The following is a 17,890-nucleotide window of genomic DNA, read 5'->3' on the forward strand; positions in this document are numbered from 1 at the left end:
ATGTGCTGGGCGTCATCATCAATGCGCCAGGCCGGAAAATTGAATAAGTATTCGTCAGGTTTTATTATATCATGCGATCACGTAGATGGGATGTTTTCTCGACGACCTACTTCGCGCCGGCGATCACGCCTTCGCGATTCCTGAGCACGCGATAGTACGCCCACCATAGATGCGCGGCGGCGCCGCGCAGCGGCCGCCACGGCTCGGCAAGCGGTGCCATCTGCTTCGGTGTCGGCCGCTCCTTCAGCCCGAGCCCGACCTTGACCGCTTCCTGCACGGCGAGGTCGCCCGCCGGCCACGCATCGCCATGGCCGAGGCAGAACAAGAGATAGACGTCGGCGGTCCACGGGCCGATCCCGGGCAGCGCGGTCAGCGTGTTGTGCGCGGCATCGGCCTCTTCGTTGGCGAGCACGTCGAGGTTCAACCGCTCCTCGGCGAGCTCGCGCGCGATGTGCTTCAGCGTCTTGATCTTGGCTGCCGAGAGCCCGAGCCGGCCGAGTCGGTCGGCCCGAGCCTTGCGGATCGCATCATGGTGGAACGGGTCGAACGCCTTGCTGACGCGGCCCCAGATCGCGGCAGCACTCGCGGTCGACAGCTGCTGGCCGCAGATGATCGCGGCAAGCCCTGCAAACCCCGGCTCGCGCTGCCGGATGGCCGGCATACCGGTCAGTTCGAGGATCGGGCGCAGCCGTCGATCCTGGTCGACCAGCTTCTGGATGGCGTCGTCGAGGTCAGCCTGGGTTTCGAGATGGATCAGCATTGCGGGATCTGCATCGGCTTGTCATGCGCGGGCTTGACCCGCGCATCCATCTCCTATCGTAACAGAGTCTTGTCCAGCCGCATGGTCCGGAAGAGTGGAAACCGGTTTTCGCTTGCGACAAACGCAAGGCGTTTGCGCGAAGATCATGCCCGAACAAGGATCGCCGGGTCGAGCCCGGCAATGACCCGCGATCGAACGCCATGCCACCCGTTTTCCGTTTTGCCCCGAGTCCGAATGGCTACCTGCATCTCGGCCATGCCTATTCGGCGCTGCTCAACCATGACCTCGCGAAGCGGTCGGGTGGACGCTTCCTGCTGCGGATCGAGAACATCGACGCGACGCGCTGCCGGGCAGAGTTCGAGCAGGCGATCTACGAGGATCTGGCCTGGCTCGGCATCGCCTGGGAGACCCCAGTGCGGCGGCAGTCGGAGCATTTTGCCGCCTATCGCGCGGCGATCGACCGCCTGTCGGCCGAGCGGCTGGTCTATCCGAGCTTCGAGAGCCGCGCCGATATCGTGCGGCTGGTTGCGGAACGTGAGGCCGCTGGCGCGTGGCCGCGCGATCCGGACGGCGCGCCGCTCTATCCGGGAGCGGCGAAATCGCTGTCGGCCGAGCAGCGCGACCGGCTGATCGGGCAGGGCGCGCCGTTCGCGTTGCGGCTCGACATGGCCGCGGCATGCGCGCGCAGCGGCGGCCTGCGCTGGCAGGAGGCCGGCGAGGGTCCGGCCGGCGAGACCGGGGACGTGGCGGCCCGGCCGGAGGCCTGGGGCGATGTGATCCTGGCACGAAAGGAGACCCCAACCAGTTACCATCTCTCTGTCGTGATCGACGACGCCCTGCAAGGCGTCACCGATGTGGTCAGGGGCGTTGACCTGTTCTGGTCGACCAGCGTGCATCGGCTGCTGCAGGATCTGCTTGGCCTGCCCGTGCCGGCCTACCGGCACCATGCGCTGATCCGGGACGCCACCAGACAAAAGCTGTCGAAATCGACCCAGGCGACCGGGCTGCGCGAGCTGCGGGCGGAGGGCGCCAGCCCGGCCGATATCCGCCGCTTGGTCGGCTTGCTATAGATCTCGGCCGCATTTCAATCGCGAAGCACGGTGGTTGCCATCACGGGGCACCGCTGCGGCGAGCCGCAAACGGCGCCGTGACTCCGGCACGCCGGGCATGCCATGTTGTTATCAGGGGCGGGGATCACCGAGACCATGGCGTCAAAATCGCGCGTACGGCGCAGCAAGCGGCAATCCAAGCGGATGCCGCCGAAGCCGCGCGCCGGCAAAGCGCGCACCGCCAACGCGGCGGCCCAGCCGGGCCGCAAGCGGGCTGCCCCGAAGGCCTCCCCGAAGGCCGGTCCCGGCCTGATCGAGACCGCGCTTGCCGCCTTTGCCCATGAAGTGCGGACCCCGTTGACCGGAATCCTGGCGATCAGCAACCTGCTCGCGACATCGGATCTCGACGAGCGCGAGCGGCGCTGGGTCGATACCATCAAGGCCGGCGCCGAGCATCTGGCGAGCCTTGCGACCCTGTTCGTCGACGCTGCCCGGAGCGAGGGGCCCGGGCTCGAGATCCGGCAGGATTTCTTCGACCTGCGCACGCTGGCGCGCCACGCCGGGGATTCACTGGCCGGCCGCGCCGCAGCCAAGGGATTGCGGGCCTCGGTCGAGATCTCCGCCAAGCTGCCGGCGTTTGCGGTCGGCGATCCCGTCCGGCTGCGGGCGGCGCTGGAAAATCTGATCGACAACGCCGTCAAGTTCACCGAGCAGGGCAGCATCGAACTGCACGTCGCGCCGGCGCGCGGGGGCAAGGGAAAGGCGGACGGCAGGATCGGCGTTGTCTTTGCGATCTCCGACAGCGGCATCGGCCTGACGCTATCGGAGGTCAAGCGCCTATTCCGGCCGTTCTCGCAGGCCAATGTCTCGATCGCCGCGCGGTTCGGCGGCGCTGGGCTCGGCCTGTCCTCGGTCAAGCAGCTCGCGCGCGCCATGGGCGGCGACATCGTCGTGGCCCAGCGCGCAGGCGGTGGCACCATCTTCACGCTCAACGTGGTGCTGGCTTCAGCCGCAGGACCGGCCGGTGTGTCCCCGAGCGAAGGCGCGGCGATGCCGTCATCGCAGGGGCTGCGGCTGCTCAGCGTCGAAGACAATCCGTTCGGCCGCGTCGTGCTCAACACGATCCTGACCGAACTCGGTCACCACGCCGAATTCATCGGTCAGGGCGAGGGGGCGCCCGACCGGCTCGGACAAGGGGCCTTCGACGCCGTGCTAATGGACATGGTCCTGCCCGGCGTCGGCGGTGTCGAGGCGATCAGGCGCATCCGCGCGCTGCCGCCACCGCACGGCCGCATCGTGATCGTCGGGATCTCCGGTCGCGCCGAGGACGAGGCCGCGGCGCGCGCCGCCGGCGCCGACGCGTTCCTGGTCAAGCCTGTTTCTCCGCGGGCACTCGCGACTGCGCTGCTTGAAGCGACACGCCGTGCGGCAGCCGCGACTTGATGATCGCCGCGTTCAGCTCGCCGCCGAACACGAAGATCGCGGCGATGAAATACAGGAACACCAGCGCGATCACCACCGAGGCGAGCCCCGCATACATCGTGACGTAATTGTTGGCGAAGCGCGCCAGGTACATGCCGAAGCCGATTCCCGAGATCAGCGACGCCACCACGGTGAAGATGATGCCGGGCACGATCTGCGTGAAGCCGCGGCGGCCCGCCGGCAGCCAGGCATGCAGGATGAAGAGCGCGATGACCAGCGCCAGCACCGTGATGCCGTAACGGGCGGTGTTGAGCAGGCTCTCGTTCGATTCGACGAAGAACGGAATATAGCGCCGCCCCGCCTCGATGATCAGCGGCCCGAGCACGATCAGGAATGCCATCGCGAGCGAGGTGAACGCCGCCACCAGCGTGTAGCCGATCGATTCCAGCCGCAGCCAGTACCAGCGCCGCGGCTCGATCACGGCGTAGGCGCGGTTCAGCGCCACCCGCAGCGCCTCGACGCCGTTGGAGGCGAAGTACACCGCGAACACCGCGCCGATGGTCAGGATGCCGCCGCGGGTGTTGGTTAGCACGTCGTGGATCTGGCCGGACAGCGCCTCGGCGACCTGCTCCGGCCAGACCTGCAGCAGCAGTCCGACGGCCTGGTCGGCAAGCTCCTTGGAGCCGAAGAAGCCGGCCACCGACGTCAGCACGATCAGGAAGGGAAACAGCGCCATCAGGGTCGACAGCGCGATGTGGCTCGCGATCGCCCAGCCGTCGTCGGCGAGGAACGTGTAAAAGGCATCCATCACGACGTGGTAGACGTAACGAAGCTGTTTCACATTCCACCCGGCATTGTCGAAAACCGCTCGGTCCGAGCACGGACCCAGCATCTGATATTACGCATTGAAAAGCCAGTTGGTTGCATGCGTCGCCTGTGTGGAAGTCCGCGTCCTGCGGTGTTATGTACCGCAGATGACATCTGTCCTCAGCACGATCATTCTTCCCATCGCCGTCGGCGCCGTCGCGCTGGTGCTCCTGCTCGGCCTCGTCAACATGATGAAGGGCGGCTCGCCGAACACATCGCAGAAGCTGATGCGGCTGCGCGTGCTGCTGCAATTCGTCGCTATCGTCATCGCGATGTTCGCGGTCTGGGCGATGGGGCGGTAGACGCGATGCGCAAACCTTAAGGGATCACGGCCATGGTCGTTCTCAATCGGATCTACACGCGCACCGGCGATGACGGCACCACCGCGCTCGGCTCCGGCGAGCGGCGGCCGAAATACGATCTGCGGGTCGCTGCCTATGGCACGGTCGACGAGACCAATGCAGCGATCGGCGTGGTGCGGCAGCACCTGGCCGACAGTCCCGAGGTCGATGCGATGCTCGGCCGGATCCAGAACGATCTGTTCGATCTCGGCGCCGATCTTGCGGTGCCCGAGCGCGAGGGAAAGGCTGAACGTCTGCGGATGCTGGCGAGCCAGGTCGAGCGGCTCGAGCGCGACATCGACAGCCTCAACGACCAGCTCGCGCCGCTGACCTCGTTCGTGCTGCCCGGCGGGACGCCGGCTTCGGCATATCTGCATCTCGCCCGGACGATATGTCGCCGCGCGGAACGGATGATGGTGGAACTCGCCGCCCGGCCCGACGAACCGGTCAATGAAGCTGGCATTCAGTATATGAACCGGCTGTCCGATTTCCTGTTCGTTGCCAGCCGCTTCCAGAACAATAAAGGGGGGGGGGACGTGTTGTGGGTGCCGGGCCAGAACCGCTAAACTGGGTTAAAATCGGGGGACGGTTTTTTGGCTTTGCCGCGTTGACCGGGGGGTACGGGACCTTTAGGTTCCGCGCCAGCCAACCGAAACCCATAAAATCAAAGCGAAAGAGGATCGATGAAGGTTCTTGTGCCGGTAAAGCGGGTCGTCGACTACAACGTCAAGGTCCGCGTCAAGAGCGATGGATCGGGCGTGGAGCTCGCCAACGTCAAGATGTCGATGAACCCGTTCGATGAAATCGCCATCGAGGAAGCGCTGCGGCTGAAGGAAGCCGGCAAGGCGACCGAAGTGGTGGTGGTGTCGATCGGACCGGCACAGGCTTCCGAGACCATTCGCACCGGGCTCGCGATGGGCGCCGACCGCGGCATCCTCGTCAAGGCCGAAGGCAATGTCGAACCGCTCGCGGTTGCCAAGATCCTCAAGGCGGTCGTCGAGGCGGAGCAGCCCGGCCTCGTCATTCTCGGCAAGCAGGCGATCGACGACGACTCGAACCAGACCGGCCAGATGCTGGCCGCGCTGCTCGGCTGGTCGCAGGCGACCTTCGCCTCCAAGCTCGAGGTCGAAGGATCTGACTTCAAGGTCACGCGCGAAGTCGACGGTGGTCTGCAGACCATCAAGCTCAAGGGCCCGGCGATCGTCACCACCGACCTGCGTCTCAACGAGCCGCGCTATGCGTCGCTGCCCAACATCATGAAGGCGAAGAAGAAGCCGATCGACGACAAGAGCGCGTCGGATTACGGCGTCGATCTCACGCCGCGTCTGGAAGTGCTGAAGACCGCGGAACCGGCAGGCCGCAAGGCGGGCGTCAAGGTCAAGGACGTCGCCGAACTCGTGAACAAGCTCAAGACCGAAGCCGGGGTTCTCTGATGACGACGCTGTTGATTGCTGAACACGACCACGAGACCCTGAAGGACTCGACCAACAAGGCGCTGACCGCGGCGAGCCAACTCGGCGGCGACGTCCATGTGCTGGTTGCCGGTGGCGGCCAGGGCACCAAGGCGGCGGCGGAATCAGCCGCCAAGCTTGCCGGTGTCACCAAGGTGCTGGTGGCCGAAGGCCCCGCCTATGAGCACGACCTTGCCGAGCCGCTGGCCGCGCTGATCGTCGCGCTGGCGCCGAACTATGACGCCTTCGTCGCGCCCGCGACCTCGCGCTTCAAGAACGTGATGCCGCGCGTCGCAGCGCTGCTCGACGTCATGCAGGTCTCCGAGATCATCAAGGTCGTCGCGCCCGACACCTATGAGCGGCCGATCTATGCCGGCAACGCGATCCAGACCGTGAAGTCGAAGGACGCCAAGAAGGTGATCACGGTCCGCACCTCGACCTTCGCCGCGGCCGGCGAGGGCGGCAGCGCCGCGATCGAGAACGCCGCATCCGCCGCCGATCCGGGCCTGTCGACGTTCGTCGGCGAGGAAGTCGCCAAGAGCGACCGTCCGGAACTGACCTCGGCCAAGATCATCGTCTCGGGCGGCCGGGCCATGCAGAGCCGCGAGAACTTCGCCAAGTACATCGAGCCGCTCGCCGACAAGCTCGGCGCCGGCGTCGGCGCCTCGCGCGCCGCGGTCGATGCCGGCTATGCGCCGAACGACTGGCAGGTCGGCCAGACCGGCAAGGTGGTGGCCCCGGAACTTTATGTCGCGGTCGGCATCTCCGGCGCGATCCAGCATCTGGCCGGCATGAAGGACTCCAAGGTGATCGTCGCCATCAACAAGGATGAGGACGCACCTATCTTCCAGGTCGCCGATTACGGCCTGGTCGCCGACCTCTACCAGGCGGTTCCGGAACTGACCGAAGCGCTAGGCAAGCTCGGAAAGTAAGCGACAAGACACCGGCCGGGTGGGTAAGCTCCGGCCGGTGTTACTATTCTTGGGACGCAAAGATCCGGAAACGGTTTTCCGAAAGGATCGTGTCCCGCAGGGGAGATGGATCGGGTGCGATTACGTCGTAATCACATCATGGTCCCGGGAAACGTTTTCCGGCGGATTGGGCAACCCGGAAGGCTTCACTTCGGGTATCGTTGGAATTGGGCAGGTGCGACATGCGCGCCGTTCCGGTGGATGACAAGATGACGGTGGCAATCAAGAAGGTCGGCGTGATCGGTTCGGGCCAGATGGGCAATGGCATTGCCCATGTGGCGGCGCTGGCCGGTTTCGACGTGGTGCTCAATGATGTCTCCGCGGACCGGCTGAAGTCGGCGCTGGCGACCATCAACGGCAATCTGACCCGCCAGGTCGCCAAGAAGGCGATCAGCGAGGGCGAGCGCAAGCAGGCGCTCGACCGCATCACCTCCGCCGAGACGATCGATGCGCTGGCCGATTGCGATCTCGTGATCGAAACCGCGGTCGAGAAGGAAGAGACCAAGCGCAAGATCTTCCACGACGTCTGTGCGGTGCTGAAGCCGGAAGCGATCGTCGCGACCAACTCGTCGTCGATCTCGATCACGAGGCTCGCCGCCTCGACTGACCGCCCGGAGAAATTCATCGGCATTCATTTCATGAATCCGGTGCCGGCGATGGAGCTGGTCGAGCTGATCCGCGGCATCGCCACCGACGACACGACCTTCGACACCGCCAAGGCGTTCGTCGCCAAGCTCGGCAAGCAGGTCGCGGTGTCGGAAGATTTCCCCGCCTTCATCGTCAACCGCATTCTGCTGCCGATGATCAACGAGGCGATCTACACGCTGTATGAGGGCGTCGGTAACGTCGAGGCGATCGATGCCGCGATGAAGCTCGGCGCGCACCATCCGATGGGCCCGCTCGAGCTCGCCGATTTCATCGGCCTCGATACCTGCCTGTCGATCATGCAGGTGCTGCACGAGGGGCTCGCCGACTCCAAGTACCGGCCGTGCCCGCTGCTGGTGAAATACGTCGAGGCCGGCTGGCTCGGACGCAAGAGCCAGCGCGGCTTCTACGACTATCGCGGCGACAAGCCAGTCCCGACGCGGTAATTCACGCGCGCTCGTCAGATCAGTGTCCGCAGCAGTGCAAGCGTCGCGGGCACCAGACCGACAATCATCGTCACACCCATTCCGAGCCCGAGCAGATGCGCGGTTAGCGCGAGGCGCTGGCTCTGCCCGTGCGCCGTCATTGCAATGCCTCGCAGGCGCGCTTCAGCCGTCTGCCGGCTTCCTCAATGATCGCTGACGGGCTGGCGAAGCTGAGGCGGATAAAGGGCGACAGCCCGAGATCCTCGCCGGGAAACACCACCAGATCGGCTTGCTCAAGCAGGTAGGTCGCAAAATCGCGATCGGTCGCAATCAGCTTGCCGTCGGGAGCGCGCTTGCCGATCACGCCGGCGCAACTGACCAGCAGATAGAACGTGCCTTCGGGCGGCGTGCAGGAGAGCCCGCTGCATCCGTTCACGCGTTCGGCAAAGCGGTCACGCCTCGCGCGAAGGATGGCGGCTCGCTCGGCCAGCGCATCCTGCGCGCCATCGAGCGCGGCGACCGCGGCGGCCTGGCTGATCGACGAGGCGCCCGACGTGGTCTGCGACTGGATCGTGATCAACTCGCGGATCAGCGCCGATGGACCGGCGGCATAGCCGATGCGCCATCCCATCATGGCGTAGGTCTTGGCGAGGCCGCTGACGGTCAGCGTGCGCGGCTTCAGGCGCAACTCGATCTGCGCAAGCGTCGGGGCAGGTCGCCCATTGAACACGACGTGCTCGTAGAGCCCGTCGGCAAGCACCCAGATATCAGGATGCTGCAGGAGGACCGCGGCGAGCTCAGCCAAATCCTCCGTCGAATAGACCGCACCGGAAGGATTGACCGGATTGTTGATCACGATCCACTGCGTCCGCGCCGATATCGCCGCCTGCAAATCCTCCGCACGCAGCTTGAAGCCGTTGTTCTGCGCGCACGGCACAATCACCGGCGTCGCGCCCGCCAGTCGCACCTGATCGAGATAGGGCGCCCAATACGGCGCCGGGACGATCACCTCGTCTTCAGGCGCCAGCGTCGCGAGCAGCGCGTTGAACAGCGCCTGCGTCGAGCCGTTGGTGATGACGATCTCATCCAGCTGATAGTCGAGGCGATGGTCGCGCAGCAGCGCGGCCCGCACCGCCCGCTTCAGCTCCGGCGTGCCGTCGACATCGGTGTAACGGGTTTCGCCGCGCAATGCCGCTTGATGCGCCGCCGCGATCACGTGATCCGGTGTCGGGAAGTCCAGATTGCCCGACGACAGCTCGATGATGTCGCGCCCGGCAGCGCGGAGCTCGCGGGCGCGGCGGCGCAGCACCGATGCGGGCGAAGCCTTGATGCTGCACATGCGCGGCGAGAGGATCGGTGTCGCGGTCATCGGACGTACTGCGCCTCACCGTTGCCGAACGACCAGTTTTCCGGAAGCACCTCGACAAGGTTGATGAAGATGTCCTCGGCGCGCAGGCCCGGACTCTCCGTCAGCAGGTCGGTGATGCATCGGTAGAGCCTCTGCTTCTGCGCCACCGGGCGGGTGTTGCTGACCGTGATCTGGATGATGACCAGATCATCGCTGCGCCTGATGCCGAGATAGTCCGCGCCATAGGCGAAATCGTCGTCGTCGTGCTCGGAGATCGTCATGAAGCGATCGCCTTCCGGCACATCGAAGGTTTCGCGCATGGCGCGATAGAGGCTCTCGAGAATGGCCTTGCGGTAGGCGGCGGGCTTGCCCCGCCGCAGGGAGACGCGGGTCAGCGGCATGATGATGGCTCTCCTGGAGGCGTTACGTGCGCCAATCCTAGGGGCTCCTTGATCATTTAAAAACGGTATGATATGATATTTCAATGATTGTTAATTTAAATAGATGGCCATGAAAGCACTCGACGTCGAGGCGGTGCAGGCCTTTGTCCTGGTCGCGGACCTCAGCAGCTTCACGCGCGCGGCGCAGGCCATGGAGACCACGCAGTCCGCGGTCAGCCTGAAGATCAAGCGGCTGGAAGATGGGCTCGGCCGGCGGCTCCTGGAGCGGACGCCGCGGCTGGTCCGGCTGTCGGCGGAGGGCACCGCCTTCCTCGGCGCTGCGCGCAATCTGGTGGCTGCGCATCAATCGGCGATCGGGGCGTTTGCGGTCGAGCATCGACGGCTTGTCGTCGGCATCAGCCATCACATCGTCGGATCGGAATTGGCCTCGCTGTTGAAGCGGATGAACGCCACCGATCCAGGACTGGTGATCCAGTTGCATGTCGATACGTCACGTTCGGTGCTCAGCGCATTTGACGACGGCAGGGTCCATGCTGCGATCGTGCTGCGCCACGACGCCAAGCGCCGCGATGGCGACGTGCTGTTCGAAGAACCTTTCGGCTGGATGGCCGCGCCCGATTTTCACCATCGGCCCGGCGAGCTGCTGCGCCTGGCGACGCAAGCCGAGCCCTGCAGCGTGCGCGCCATGGCGGTTGAGACTCTCGACGCCGCCGGCATCGCCTGGACCGAAGCGTTCGTCGGTGGCGGGCTTTCGACGATCGGGGCCGCGATATCCGCAGGGCTCGCCGTCGCCGCGCTGGCGCGCCGGGTAGCGCCTGCGGATACCGTCGACCTGGGGCCGCGGCTTGGCCTGCCGCCATTGCCGTCGCGCGACGTCATGCTTCACTCGAAGTTGTCGGACGCGCGGACACGGCAGGCGCTACGCACCCTCGGTGCGGCCTTTGCCGCGAACGCGGCCTGACCTCGCAAGCATTGGCCGCTCCTCATTCCGTCAGGCGGCATCCTGCGCGTTTGAGCATGTCGCGGATGATCAGCGGCGTGGCCGGTGTCTCGGTCGCGGCAGTGGCAGCCGCGCTTGCGATCGCCTCACGGGCCTGCTGCGCGTCGAGCGTCAGCCGCCGCGCGCAGGGCGGCAGGCCGCGCGCGGCATCGAGCAGCCAGCCGGCGGTTTCGCCGGTACCGGCCAGATAGGCCGTCAACGTCTGCCGCGCGGTCGGATTGGTCGCGGCCTGGTCCAGCATGGCCCAGACCTGCGCAACCGAGATTTGTCCGCGCGATGTCGAGGGCTGCGCATGCGCCGTTGTCGTCAATAGAAGCACGGCGCTGATGGCGTGAGCCGGACGAATGAGCATGACTTCATCTCCTGAGGTATGTTGACTTGCAGATATTAATTATCGTAAAACAATAATATTGGATCAGCAATCCCGAGGTCGAGCCATGTCCGTGTCCCTCTCGTCAGAGCTTTCCCCATCCGCGCGGCCGGCCCGCCTCGAACGCATCCGCGCGGTTAGCCGGGTGCTTGCGTATGCGTGCACCGGCATCTCGTTCGTGCTTGCGGTCGGATTGCCGGCCTATTGGCTGGCGAGCCCGGATGAGGCGATCCTGCGCGATGCAGGGCTGACCGGCATTGCGTTCCATCCGATCGGTTGGCTTGTCCGCCTGATGAGTCTCGTGGTGTCGGCGTTGCCGCTCGGCTGTCTGATCTGGGGCTTGTCGCGCGTGCGCCGCGCTTTCACGTCGTTCGCGGCAGGGCGCTTCTTCACGGCCGCAAACGTCGCGGGGTTGCGTGACCTTGCGATTGCGATGCTGCTGTCGACCCTGCTGAAGCCGGTGATCGGCGCGTTGCTTTCAATCCTGCTGAGCTGGCAAACCTACGCGCAGGGCAAGTCCATAGTCATCGTGCTCGGCTCCGACACGCTGCTGGCGCTGCTGTTCGCCGGTCTGGTCGCGGTGACGGCCTGGGTGATGGCCGAAGCCAGTGCGATCGCCGACGAGCACGCGCAATTCGTCTGAGGCCGTTGCGATGCCGATCCGGGTCCGGCTCAACGTGATGCTCGCCGAGCGCAACGTGAAATCGAAGGAGCTTGCCGAATATGTCGGGATCACCGAGGCCAATCTGTCACTGCTCAAGCAGGGCAAGGTGAAGGGCGTCAGGTTCGATACGCTGGAGCGGATCTGCAACTATCTGAAGTGCCAGCCCGGCGATCTCTTGCGCCATGAGGACGACGATGCGTCAGCCTGACGCGGCAATCCGTTACCCAAGCATTAACTTTCACGCGCTACGCAAGGGCAAGTTTGGGAGTGCCGCGTATGGACATGATGAGCATGGTGTCGAGCATCCTGTCGATGCAGCAGGGTAATTTGCAGGGTGAGATCGCGACCCGCGTGACCAAGCAGAACCTCGATGCGGAAAAGTTCGCGGTTCAAACCCTGCTCGGTACGCCGTCGACCGCCAATCTCGGTCCCGGCGTCGGCGGCAACCTCAACGCCGTCGCCTGATCAGAACCCCGCCGGGGCCGGGGCTAACGCCGCCTTCACCAGCTTGATCGCATCGTCGCTCGCCCATTCGGCGGGACCGGCGATATTGGCGATTTCGCAGCCCTTGCCGTCGACCAGCACCGAAGTCGGCATGCCCAGCGCCTTGCCTATGTTCTTAAGGTCCTGAAAGACCTTGGCTTTCTGGTCGCTGAAATAACCGAGATTGGTCAGATTGGCTTCCTTCAGGAAGTTCTTCGGCTTGTCGGGGTCGCGGGTATCGATGTTGATCGCGACCACCTCGAAATCCTTGCCTCCGAGCTTGGTCTGCAGACTGTCGAGCGCCGGCATTTCCTTGCGGCAGGGCACGCACCAGGTCGCCCACAAATTGACCAGCACCGTCTTGCCGCGCCAGTCCGAGAGTTTCTTCGGCTGGCCGTTGGCGTCCTCGAAGGTCAGGTCGGGAAGCCTTAGCGGAGTGGTCGCCATGGTCAGCGCCGCGACCTCGCCATGGGCGAGCGGGGCGATCTTCTTCGCCAGGTCCACCGCGCTGTTGCAGGCGACGTCGCCGCCGGCGGGATGCCTGAGGCCGGAGACTCCGACATAGCCGATCACGGCCCCGGCCAGCACGGCGCCGATCACCAGCGGGATGCGCCATTTGGCCGTCGGCTTGGCGGTCGGTTCGGATGGGGTCGTCTCGGGCATATCGTTTGTCATCCTGGGTCAGATGTGGCTAAGCAGTGGCTGGAGCATGATCCGGAAAAGTGCGAAGCGGTTTTCCGAAAAGATCATGCCCAAACAACGGACTAATACGATCGGAACCGCCACGCTGTTTCGCCGCTCCGGCGATGAAACCGCAAGGCCTGAAATACGAATTCGTGAGCGAGATGTCATGAGCAACAAGATGTGGGGCGGCCGGTTCTCGGAACGTCCCGACGCCATCATGGAGGAAATCAACGTCTCCATCGACGTCGACCGTCACCTTTACGCCCAGGACATTGCCGCGTCCAAGGCCCACGCCGCGATGCTCGCCGCGCAGGGCATCATCACGTCAGCTGATGCGAAAAATATCGGCAAAGGTCTAGACACGATTTTGTCAGAAATCGGCAAGGGCGATTTCGACTTCAAGCGCGCGCTCGAGGACATCCATATGAATGTCGAGTCGCGGCTCTCCGAATTGATCGGGCCCGCCGCAGGCCGGCTGCATACCGCGCGCTCGCGCAACGACCAGGTCGCGACCGATTTCCGGCTCTATGTCCGCGACACGATCGACGAGACCGAGGCCGCGCTGGCCGCGTTCCAGCAGGCGCTGGTCGATCGCGCGCTGGAGCATGCCGGAACCGTGATGCCGGGCTTCACCCATCTGCAGACCGCGCAGCCGGTGACCTTCGGTCATCATCTCTTGGCCTATGTCGAGATGGCCGGCCGCGACCGTGGCCGCTTCGCCGATGCGCGCAAGCGGCTGAACGAATCACCGCTCGGCGCCGCCGCGCTCGCCGGCACCTCGTTTCCGATCGACCGCACTGCTACCGCCAAGGCGCTTGGCTTCGACCGGCCGATGGCCAATTCGCTCGACGCGGTGTCCGATCGCGATTTCGTGCTGGAAACGCTGTCGGCGGCCGCGATCTGCGCGGTGCATATGTCACGCTTCGCCGAGGAGATCGTGATCTGGACCTCACCGCTGGTCGGTCTCGTCAAGCTCAGCGACAAGTTCACGACCGGCTCGTCGATCATGCCGCAGAAGCGCAACCCGGACGCCGCCGAGCTGGTACGCGCCAAGACCGGCCGCGTGATCGGTGCGCTGACCGCGCTCCTGATCGTGATGAAGGGCCTGCCGCTCGCCTATCAAAAGGATATGCAGGAGGACAAGCAGGGCGCCATGGAGGCGTTCGAGGCGCTGTCGCTCGCGATCCGCGCCATGACCGGCATGGTCGAGGATCTGGTGCCGGACGAAGCCAAGATGAAGGCCGCGGCCGGTGAGGGCTACGCCACCGCGACCGACCTGGCCGACTGGCTGGTGCGCACCCTGAAAATGCCGTTCCGCGACGCCCACCACGTGACCGGGCGCATCGTCGGCCTGGCCTCGGCACAGGGCGTGGCGCTGCACGAGCTGCCGCTTGCGGCCATGCAGGAGGTCGAGCCGAAGATTACGGCAGAGGCGCTGAAGGTGCTCAGCGTCGAATCCTCGGTCAAGAGCCGGACCTCGTTCGGCGGCACGGCCCCGAAGAATGTGATGGCGCAGGCCAAGGCCTGGGCCAAGCGGCTGGAAAAAGAGCGAAAATTGGGCTGATCCGGAAAATTTGGCCGTGATTTCATGGCGCTCCGCCTCTCGCCAGAGCACGCCAATGTTTGTATGGTGCCGCCCAAATTGGGGAATTCGTCGTGATTAGCAAGAACCGCCTGACCCCCTCGGGATGGGCCATCATTGTGCTGAGCGCTGCAACGCTTGCGCTCGGCGGCTGCGGCCGCAAGGGACCGCTCGACCTGCCGCCGACCGCGAACGCCGCGCCGGCCACAGCACCGGGCGACACCGAGAGAGAGCGGGCGGCACAGCCCAGCGTGTTCAATCCGACCTATGGCTCGGATGCCGCGCCGGCCGCGTCGAAAGGCAATAAACGGTCCTTTGTCCTCGATCCGCTGCTCGGCAACTAGTATCTAAAAGCCTGTCATGAACCATTTCGACTATCGCAACGGCGTGCTGCATGCCGAGGCGGTCAATCTCATTGAGCTGGCGGAGGCCGTCGGCACGCCGTTCTATTGCTATTCGACGGCGACGCTGGAGCGGCACTACCGCGTCTTCACCGAGGCCTTCGCCGGCGAGAAGGCGCTTGTCTGCTACGCGATGAAGGCCAACTCCAACCAGTCGGTGCTGCGCACGCTGGCCAAGCTCGGCGCCGGCGCCGACGTGGTGTCCGGCGGTGAGTTGAAGCGGGCGCTCGCGGCGGGCATCCCGCCGTCGAAGATACTGTTCTCCGGCGTCGGCAAGACCGAGGGCGAGCTGCGCGCCGCGCTCGCCGCCGACATCCTCTGCATCAATATCGAGTCCGAGCCCGAGCTCGAGATGCTGTCGCGCCTTGCGGTCGAGATGAAGACGACCGCGCGCATCTCGGTGCGGGTCAATCCCGACGTCGATGCCGGCACCCACGCCAAGATCTCGACCGGCAAGTCGGAGAACAAGTTCGGCATTCCGATCGCGCGCGCCCGCGAGGTCTATGCCCGCGCGGCGAAATTGCCGGGGATTCAGGTCACCGGCACCGACGTGCATATCGGCAGCCAGATCACCGATCTCGGCCCGCTGGAGGCAGCGTTCCGGCTGCTCGCCGAATTCGTGCAGACGCTGCGCGCCGACGGCCACAACATCTCGCATGTCGATTTCGGCGGCGGCCTCGGCATTCCCTATTACATGGATCGCGCCGCGCCGCCGCCGCCGGCCGCCTATGCCGCGATGGTCAAGCGCGTCACGCATAATCTCGGCTGCACGCTGATGTTCGAGCCGGGCCGCCTGATCGTCGGCAATGCCGGCATCCTCGTCACCCGCGTGATCCATGTGAAGCCGGGCGATGCCAAGAACTTCGTGATCATCGACGCCGCGATGAACGACCTGATCCGGCCGACGCTGTATGAAGCGCATCACGATATCCTGCCGGTGCGCCAGCCTGCACAGGGCACGCCGACCATGGTCGCCGACGTGGTCGGCCCGGTCTGCGAGACCGGCGATTATCTCGCGCTCGACCGTTCGCTGCCGCAGCCGAAGGCCGGCGATCTGCTGGCGATCATGACCGCCGGCGCCTATGGCGCGGTGCAGGCCGGCACCTACAACACGCGGCCACTGGTGCCGGAAGTGCTGGTCAAGGACGATCAGTACGCCGTGGTCCGCCCGCGCATCGACGTCGACGCGCTGATCGCGATGGACAAGCCCGCGCCCTGGCTGTGAGCCGCCAGCGGCGCTCCATAATCGGTGTCGTCCCTGCGAAAGCAGGGACCCATAACCACCGCTCTTGATTGTTGTGCTGAGCTGGGGCTCCAGCTCAGCCAAGCCACGAAACTCTGTTATGGGTCCCGGGTCGCGCGGAGCTTATCAACGGGCGGCGCTTCGCGCCGGCCCGTTGGCTTGCCCGGGACGACAGTGTTTATTTCGGCGAGAACGTTACTTCGCTGCGTGACTGCCTTTTCCGCCACCACCCACGATCACGCCCGCGGCCTTTTCGATCGGCTTGATCGCCGCGGTGAAATCCGACTCCGGTCCCTCGTCGCGGATGATGACTTCCCAGAGTCGGCCGACCGCTTCGGCGACTTCCATCGACAGCCCGAGCGAGCGCATTTCCTCGACCGCGAGTCGGACGTCCTTCACCATCAGGCCGGTGGCGAAACCGAAGTCGAAGCTGCGCGGCAGCACCGAACGCGGAAACTTGTCGCGGCTCGCGGTGTTCAGCCCGGAGCCTGCGTTGATCACGTCGATCATCACGGCCGGATCGAGCCCGGACTTCACGCCCATCACCACCGCTTCCGAGGTCGCAACCATCGCGGTCGCCGACAGGAAGTTGTTGGCGAGCTTCATGGTCTGGCCGGAGCCCGGCTTGGTGCCGATGAAGAACACCTTGCCGATGACGTCGAGCGCGCCTTTCACCAGCTCGAAATCGGCGCGCGGGCCCGACACCATCACCGCCAGCGTGCCCTTCTCGGCGCCGGAGACGCCGCCGGAGACCGGGCTGTCGATCTGCACGATGTTCTTCTTGGCCAGCAGGTCGTGGATCTTCACCGCCATCTGCGAGCCGACGGTGGAGAGATCGATGAAGCGCTTGACGCGCTTGCCCTCGATCACGCCGCCTGTGCCGGTCGCGACCTCGAGTGAGGCTTGCAGCGAGGGCAGGCTCGCCATCACGGTCTCGACGCGGTCGGCGATGTCCTTCGGCGACGTCGCAACCGCGGCGCCGAGCGCAGCCAGCCGATCGAGCGCGTCCTTGCTTGTGTCGAACACGGTGAGCTTGTGGCCGGCCTCGATGAGCCGGCGCGCCATCGGGAAGCCCATCTTCCCGAGGCCGATGAATCCGATTTCCATGAGTCGCTTCCTCTACGTCGTTATGTGCGATGCGCGTGCCCTAATCGATGTCGTCCCTGCGAAAGCAGGGACCCATGACCCCAAGATTAGGTAGTTTGGTTCAGATGAGGCCACAGCCGTCGTAACCACGGCGAGCTGTGGTTATGGGTCCCGGCTCGCGCTTCGCTTGGCCGGGACGACAACGAGTGGGGTTCTCTCACGCCTTGTTGTCGAGTTCGGCGAACACTTCGCGCGCGATGCGGAAGCTGTCGACGCCGGCCGGGATGCCGGCATAGATCGAGACCTGCATGAAGATCTCGCGGATCTCGTCGCGCGACACGCCGTTGGTCAGCGCGCCCTTGATGTGCGCCTTCAGCTCGTGCGGGCGGTTCAGGATCGAGATCATGGCGAGGTTGAGCATGCTGCGCGTCTTGCGCGGCAATTCCTCGCGGCCCCAGACCGCGCCCCAGCAATATTCGGTGACGAGTTCCTGGAACGGCTTGTTGAAGCTGTCCGAATTCTTCAGCGCATTGTTGACATAGGCCTCGCCGAGCACCGCCTTGCGGATTTCGAGCCCCTTGTCGTGCGTCTTCTGATCCATGTCGTTTCCTCATGCGTAAGGCGTTGGTTCGGCCGGGACGTTACGGGGTCGAACCGCCGCAGTCACGCCTTCGTGTTATGCGTATTTCCCAGTGTG

The 17,890-nt window shown here is 65.0% G+C and carries 23 protein-coding genes; 14 read left to right on the forward strand and 9 right to left on the reverse strand.

The genetic code is table 11. The annotated features are described in order from the left end of the window. Positions 1-106 precede the first annotated feature (106 nt). Entirely contained in the window at positions 107-760 is a 654-nt protein-coding gene (locus HAP47_RS05805) for a DNA-3-methyladenine glycosylase family protein (protein WP_173639056.1), read from the reverse strand. 200 nt (positions 761-960) lie between these two features. On the opposite strand from HAP47_RS05805, the gene gluQRS reads away from it, so the two are divergent. Next, positions 961-1,830, forward strand: a complete 870-nt coding sequence (gluQRS, locus tag HAP47_RS05810) for a tRNA glutamyl-Q(34) synthetase GluQRS (protein WP_173639055.1) — start codon at positions 961-963, stop codon at positions 1,828-1,830. Positions 1,831-1,965: 135 nt separating this feature from the next. Further along, positions 1,966-3,252 carry an ATP-binding protein gene (locus HAP47_RS05815; RefSeq protein ID WP_173639054.1) on the forward strand — a complete coding sequence of 429 codons (1,287 nt, stop codon included), beginning with the start codon at positions 1,966-1,968 and terminating at the stop codon, positions 3,250-3,252. Here HAP47_RS05815 and HAP47_RS05820 read toward each other — a convergent pair. Then, the gene (locus tag HAP47_RS05820) at positions 3,179-4,039 is read right to left on the reverse strand and encodes a YihY/virulence factor BrkB family protein (protein ID WP_371821800.1); all 861 of its coding nucleotides are present in this window, start codon (positions 4,037-4,039) and stop codon (positions 3,179-3,181) included. The two genes, HAP47_RS05815 and HAP47_RS05820, sit on opposite strands and share 74 nt — an antisense overlap. A gap of 166 nt (positions 4,040-4,205) precedes the next feature. On the opposite strand from HAP47_RS05820, the gene HAP47_RS05825 reads away from it, so the two are divergent. The 5 genes from HAP47_RS05825 (at position 4,206) to HAP47_RS05845 (ending at position 7,952) form a co-directional block, all read left to right on the forward strand. Beyond that, on the forward strand, positions 4,206-4,400 hold the full coding sequence (locus HAP47_RS05825) for a twin transmembrane helix small protein (RefSeq protein ID WP_173639053.1): 195 nt from the start codon (positions 4,206-4,208) through the stop codon (positions 4,398-4,400). Between the two features lie 32 nt (positions 4,401-4,432). Further along, a complete protein-coding gene (locus HAP47_RS05830; RefSeq protein WP_176396233.1) occupies positions 4,433-5,005 on the forward strand; it encodes a cob(I)yrinic acid a,c-diamide adenosyltransferase in 573 nt (190 codons plus the stop codon). A gap of 117 nt (positions 5,006-5,122) precedes the next feature. Continuing rightward, the gene (locus tag HAP47_RS05835; protein ID WP_173639052.1) at positions 5,123-5,872 is read left to right on the forward strand and encodes an electron transfer flavoprotein subunit beta/FixA family protein; all 750 of its coding nucleotides are present in this window, start codon (positions 5,123-5,125) and stop codon (positions 5,870-5,872) included. Further along, a complete protein-coding gene (locus HAP47_RS05840; protein ID WP_173639051.1) occupies positions 5,872-6,822 on the forward strand; it encodes an electron transfer flavoprotein subunit alpha/FixB family protein in 951 nt (316 codons plus the stop codon). Before HAP47_RS05835 ends, HAP47_RS05840 begins: the two co-directional genes overlap by 1 nt. Positions 6,823-7,070: 248 nt before the next feature. Beyond that, positions 7,071-7,952: a 3-hydroxybutyryl-CoA dehydrogenase gene (locus HAP47_RS05845; RefSeq protein ID WP_173639050.1), complete on the forward strand. Its 882-nt coding sequence runs from the start codon at positions 7,071-7,073 to the stop codon at positions 7,950-7,952. A 14-nt stretch (positions 7,953-7,966) separates the two neighbouring features. Here HAP47_RS05845 and HAP47_RS41285 read toward each other — a convergent pair whose 3' ends face one another. From HAP47_RS41285 to HAP47_RS05855, 3 genes are read right to left on the reverse strand one after another with little or no spacing between them, the layout of a single operon-like run. Then, positions 7,967-8,092 carry a hypothetical protein gene (locus HAP47_RS41285; RefSeq protein ID WP_256459940.1) on the reverse strand — a complete coding sequence of 42 codons (126 nt, stop codon included), beginning with the start codon at positions 8,090-8,092 and terminating at the stop codon, positions 7,967-7,969. After that, the gene (locus HAP47_RS05850; RefSeq protein WP_231168778.1) at positions 8,089-9,300 is read right to left on the reverse strand and encodes a pyridoxal phosphate-dependent aminotransferase; all 1,212 of its coding nucleotides are present in this window, start codon (positions 9,298-9,300) and stop codon (positions 8,089-8,091) included. Before HAP47_RS05850 ends, HAP47_RS41285 begins: the two co-directional genes overlap by 4 nt. After that, positions 9,297-9,680 (reverse strand): tautomerase family protein, encoded by a 384-nt coding sequence (locus tag HAP47_RS05855; RefSeq protein ID WP_173639049.1) that lies wholly within the window; start codon positions 9,678-9,680, stop codon positions 9,297-9,299. Before HAP47_RS05855 ends, HAP47_RS05850 begins: the two co-directional genes overlap by 4 nt. Before the next feature lie 103 nt (positions 9,681-9,783). On the opposite strand from HAP47_RS05855, the gene HAP47_RS05860 reads away from it, so the two are divergent. Then, complete coding sequence (locus HAP47_RS05860; protein WP_210285262.1) at positions 9,784-10,641, forward strand: LysR family transcriptional regulator; 858 nt, start codon at positions 9,784-9,786, stop codon at positions 10,639-10,641. A gap of 22 nt (positions 10,642-10,663) precedes the next feature. Here the strand turns inward: HAP47_RS05860 and HAP47_RS05865 are convergent, their stop codons facing one another. Continuing rightward, positions 10,664-11,032, reverse strand: a complete 369-nt coding sequence (locus tag HAP47_RS05865) for a chlorophyllide reductase (protein WP_173639047.1) — start codon at positions 11,030-11,032, stop codon at positions 10,664-10,666. Positions 11,033-11,117: 85 nt separating this feature from the next. Between HAP47_RS05865 and HAP47_RS05870 the strand changes: the two genes are divergently transcribed. From HAP47_RS05870 to HAP47_RS05880, 3 genes are all read left to right on the forward strand, one after another. After that, entirely contained in the window at positions 11,118-11,693 is a 576-nt protein-coding gene (locus HAP47_RS05870) for a DUF2975 domain-containing protein (protein WP_173639046.1), read from the forward strand. A gap of 10 nt (positions 11,694-11,703) precedes the next feature. After that, positions 11,704-11,922: a helix-turn-helix domain-containing protein gene (locus HAP47_RS05875; RefSeq protein ID WP_173639045.1), complete on the forward strand. Its 219-nt coding sequence runs from the start codon at positions 11,704-11,706 to the stop codon at positions 11,920-11,922. A gap of 68 nt (positions 11,923-11,990) precedes the next feature. Then, a complete protein-coding gene (locus HAP47_RS05880) occupies positions 11,991-12,179 on the forward strand; it encodes a putative motility protein (RefSeq protein ID WP_097673948.1) in 189 nt (62 codons plus the stop codon). Here the strand turns inward: HAP47_RS05880 and tlpA are convergent, their stop codons facing one another. After that, entirely contained in the window at positions 12,180-12,860 is a 681-nt protein-coding gene (gene tlpA, locus HAP47_RS05885; protein ID WP_231168779.1) for a thiol:disulfide interchange protein TlpA, read from the reverse strand. It abuts the gene before it with no gap. 187 nt (positions 12,861-13,047) lie between these two features. Between tlpA and argH the strand changes: the two genes are divergently transcribed. The 3 genes from argH (at position 13,048) to lysA (ending at position 16,089) form a co-directional block, all read left to right on the forward strand. After that, on the forward strand, positions 13,048-14,445 hold the full coding sequence (argH, locus tag HAP47_RS05890) for an argininosuccinate lyase (protein WP_173639043.1): 1,398 nt from the start codon (positions 13,048-13,050) through the stop codon (positions 14,443-14,445). 92 nt (positions 14,446-14,537) lie between these two features. Then, complete coding sequence (lptM, locus tag HAP47_RS05895; protein WP_173639042.1) at positions 14,538-14,807, forward strand: LPS translocon maturation chaperone LptM; 270 nt, start codon at positions 14,538-14,540, stop codon at positions 14,805-14,807. Positions 14,808-14,823: 16 nt separating this feature from the next. Next, positions 14,824-16,089: a diaminopimelate decarboxylase gene (gene lysA / locus HAP47_RS05900; protein WP_173639041.1), complete on the forward strand. Its 1,266-nt coding sequence runs from the start codon at positions 14,824-14,826 to the stop codon at positions 16,087-16,089. A gap of 213 nt (positions 16,090-16,302) precedes the next feature. Here lysA and HAP47_RS05905 read toward each other — a convergent pair whose 3' ends face one another. Then, positions 16,303-17,214: an NAD(P)-dependent oxidoreductase gene (locus tag HAP47_RS05905; protein WP_173639040.1), complete on the reverse strand. Its 912-nt coding sequence runs from the start codon at positions 17,212-17,214 to the stop codon at positions 16,303-16,305. 196 nt (positions 17,215-17,410) lie between these two features. Further along, positions 17,411-17,794: a carboxymuconolactone decarboxylase family protein gene (locus HAP47_RS05910; RefSeq protein ID WP_018268955.1), complete on the reverse strand. Its 384-nt coding sequence runs from the start codon at positions 17,792-17,794 to the stop codon at positions 17,411-17,413. Between the last annotated feature and the right edge of the window lie 96 nt (positions 17,795-17,890).

This window comes from Bradyrhizobium sp. 41S5 (genome assembly GCF_011516665.3).
In the GTDB taxonomy this organism is placed as follows: Bacteria; Pseudomonadota; Alphaproteobacteria; order Rhizobiales; family Xanthobacteraceae; genus Bradyrhizobium; species Bradyrhizobium quebecense.

Coding starts and splice junctions, on each gene's coding strand:
- HAP47_RS05805 (WP_173639056.1), bottom strand. CDS start 760: ATGCTGATCCATCTCGAAACCCAGGCTGACCTCGACGACGCCATCCAG.
- gluQRS (WP_173639055.1), top strand. CDS start 961: ATGCCACCCGTTTTCCGTTTTGCCCCGAGTCCGAATGGCTACCTGCAT.
- HAP47_RS05815 (WP_173639054.1), top strand. CDS start 1,966: ATGGCGTCAAAATCGCGCGTACGGCGCAGCAAGCGGCAATCCAAGCGG.
- HAP47_RS05820 (WP_371821800.1), bottom strand. CDS start 4,039: ATGGATGCCTTTTACACGTTCCTCGCCGACGACGGCTGGGCGATCGCG.
- HAP47_RS05825 (WP_173639053.1), top strand. CDS start 4,206: ATGACATCTGTCCTCAGCACGATCATTCTTCCCATCGCCGTCGGCGCC.
- HAP47_RS05830 (WP_176396233.1), top strand. CDS start 4,433: ATGGTCGTTCTCAATCGGATCTACACGCGCACCGGCGATGACGGCACC.
- HAP47_RS05835 (WP_173639052.1), top strand. CDS start 5,123: ATGAAGGTTCTTGTGCCGGTAAAGCGGGTCGTCGACTACAACGTCAAG.
- HAP47_RS05840 (WP_173639051.1), top strand. CDS start 5,872: ATGACGACGCTGTTGATTGCTGAACACGACCACGAGACCCTGAAGGAC.
- HAP47_RS05845 (WP_173639050.1), top strand. CDS start 7,071: ATGACGGTGGCAATCAAGAAGGTCGGCGTGATCGGTTCGGGCCAGATG.
- HAP47_RS41285 (WP_256459940.1), bottom strand. CDS start 8,092: ATGACGGCGCACGGGCAGAGCCAGCGCCTCGCGCTAACCGCGCATCTG.
- HAP47_RS05850 (WP_231168778.1), bottom strand. CDS start 9,300: ATGACCGCGACACCGATCCTCTCGCCGCGCATGTGCAGCATCAAGGCT.
- HAP47_RS05855 (WP_173639049.1), bottom strand. CDS start 9,680: ATGCCGCTGACCCGCGTCTCCCTGCGGCGGGGCAAGCCCGCCGCCTAC.
- HAP47_RS05860 (WP_210285262.1), top strand. CDS start 9,784: ATGGCCATGAAAGCACTCGACGTCGAGGCGGTGCAGGCCTTTGTCCTG.
- HAP47_RS05865 (WP_173639047.1), bottom strand. CDS start 11,032: ATGCTCATTCGTCCGGCTCACGCCATCAGCGCCGTGCTTCTATTGACG.
- HAP47_RS05870 (WP_173639046.1), top strand. CDS start 11,118: ATGTCCGTGTCCCTCTCGTCAGAGCTTTCCCCATCCGCGCGGCCGGCC.
- HAP47_RS05875 (WP_173639045.1), top strand. CDS start 11,704: ATGCCGATCCGGGTCCGGCTCAACGTGATGCTCGCCGAGCGCAACGTG.
- HAP47_RS05880 (WP_097673948.1), top strand. CDS start 11,991: ATGGACATGATGAGCATGGTGTCGAGCATCCTGTCGATGCAGCAGGGT.
- tlpA (WP_231168779.1), bottom strand. CDS start 12,860: ATGCCCGAGACGACCCCATCCGAACCGACCGCCAAGCCGACGGCCAAA.
- argH (WP_173639043.1), top strand. CDS start 13,048: ATGAGCAACAAGATGTGGGGCGGCCGGTTCTCGGAACGTCCCGACGCC.
- lysA (WP_173639041.1), top strand. CDS start 14,824: ATGAACCATTTCGACTATCGCAACGGCGTGCTGCATGCCGAGGCGGTC.
- HAP47_RS05905 (WP_173639040.1), bottom strand. CDS start 17,214: ATGGAAATCGGATTCATCGGCCTCGGGAAGATGGGCTTCCCGATGGCG.
- HAP47_RS05910 (WP_018268955.1), bottom strand. CDS start 17,794: ATGGATCAGAAGACGCACGACAAGGGGCTCGAAATCCGCAAGGCGGTG.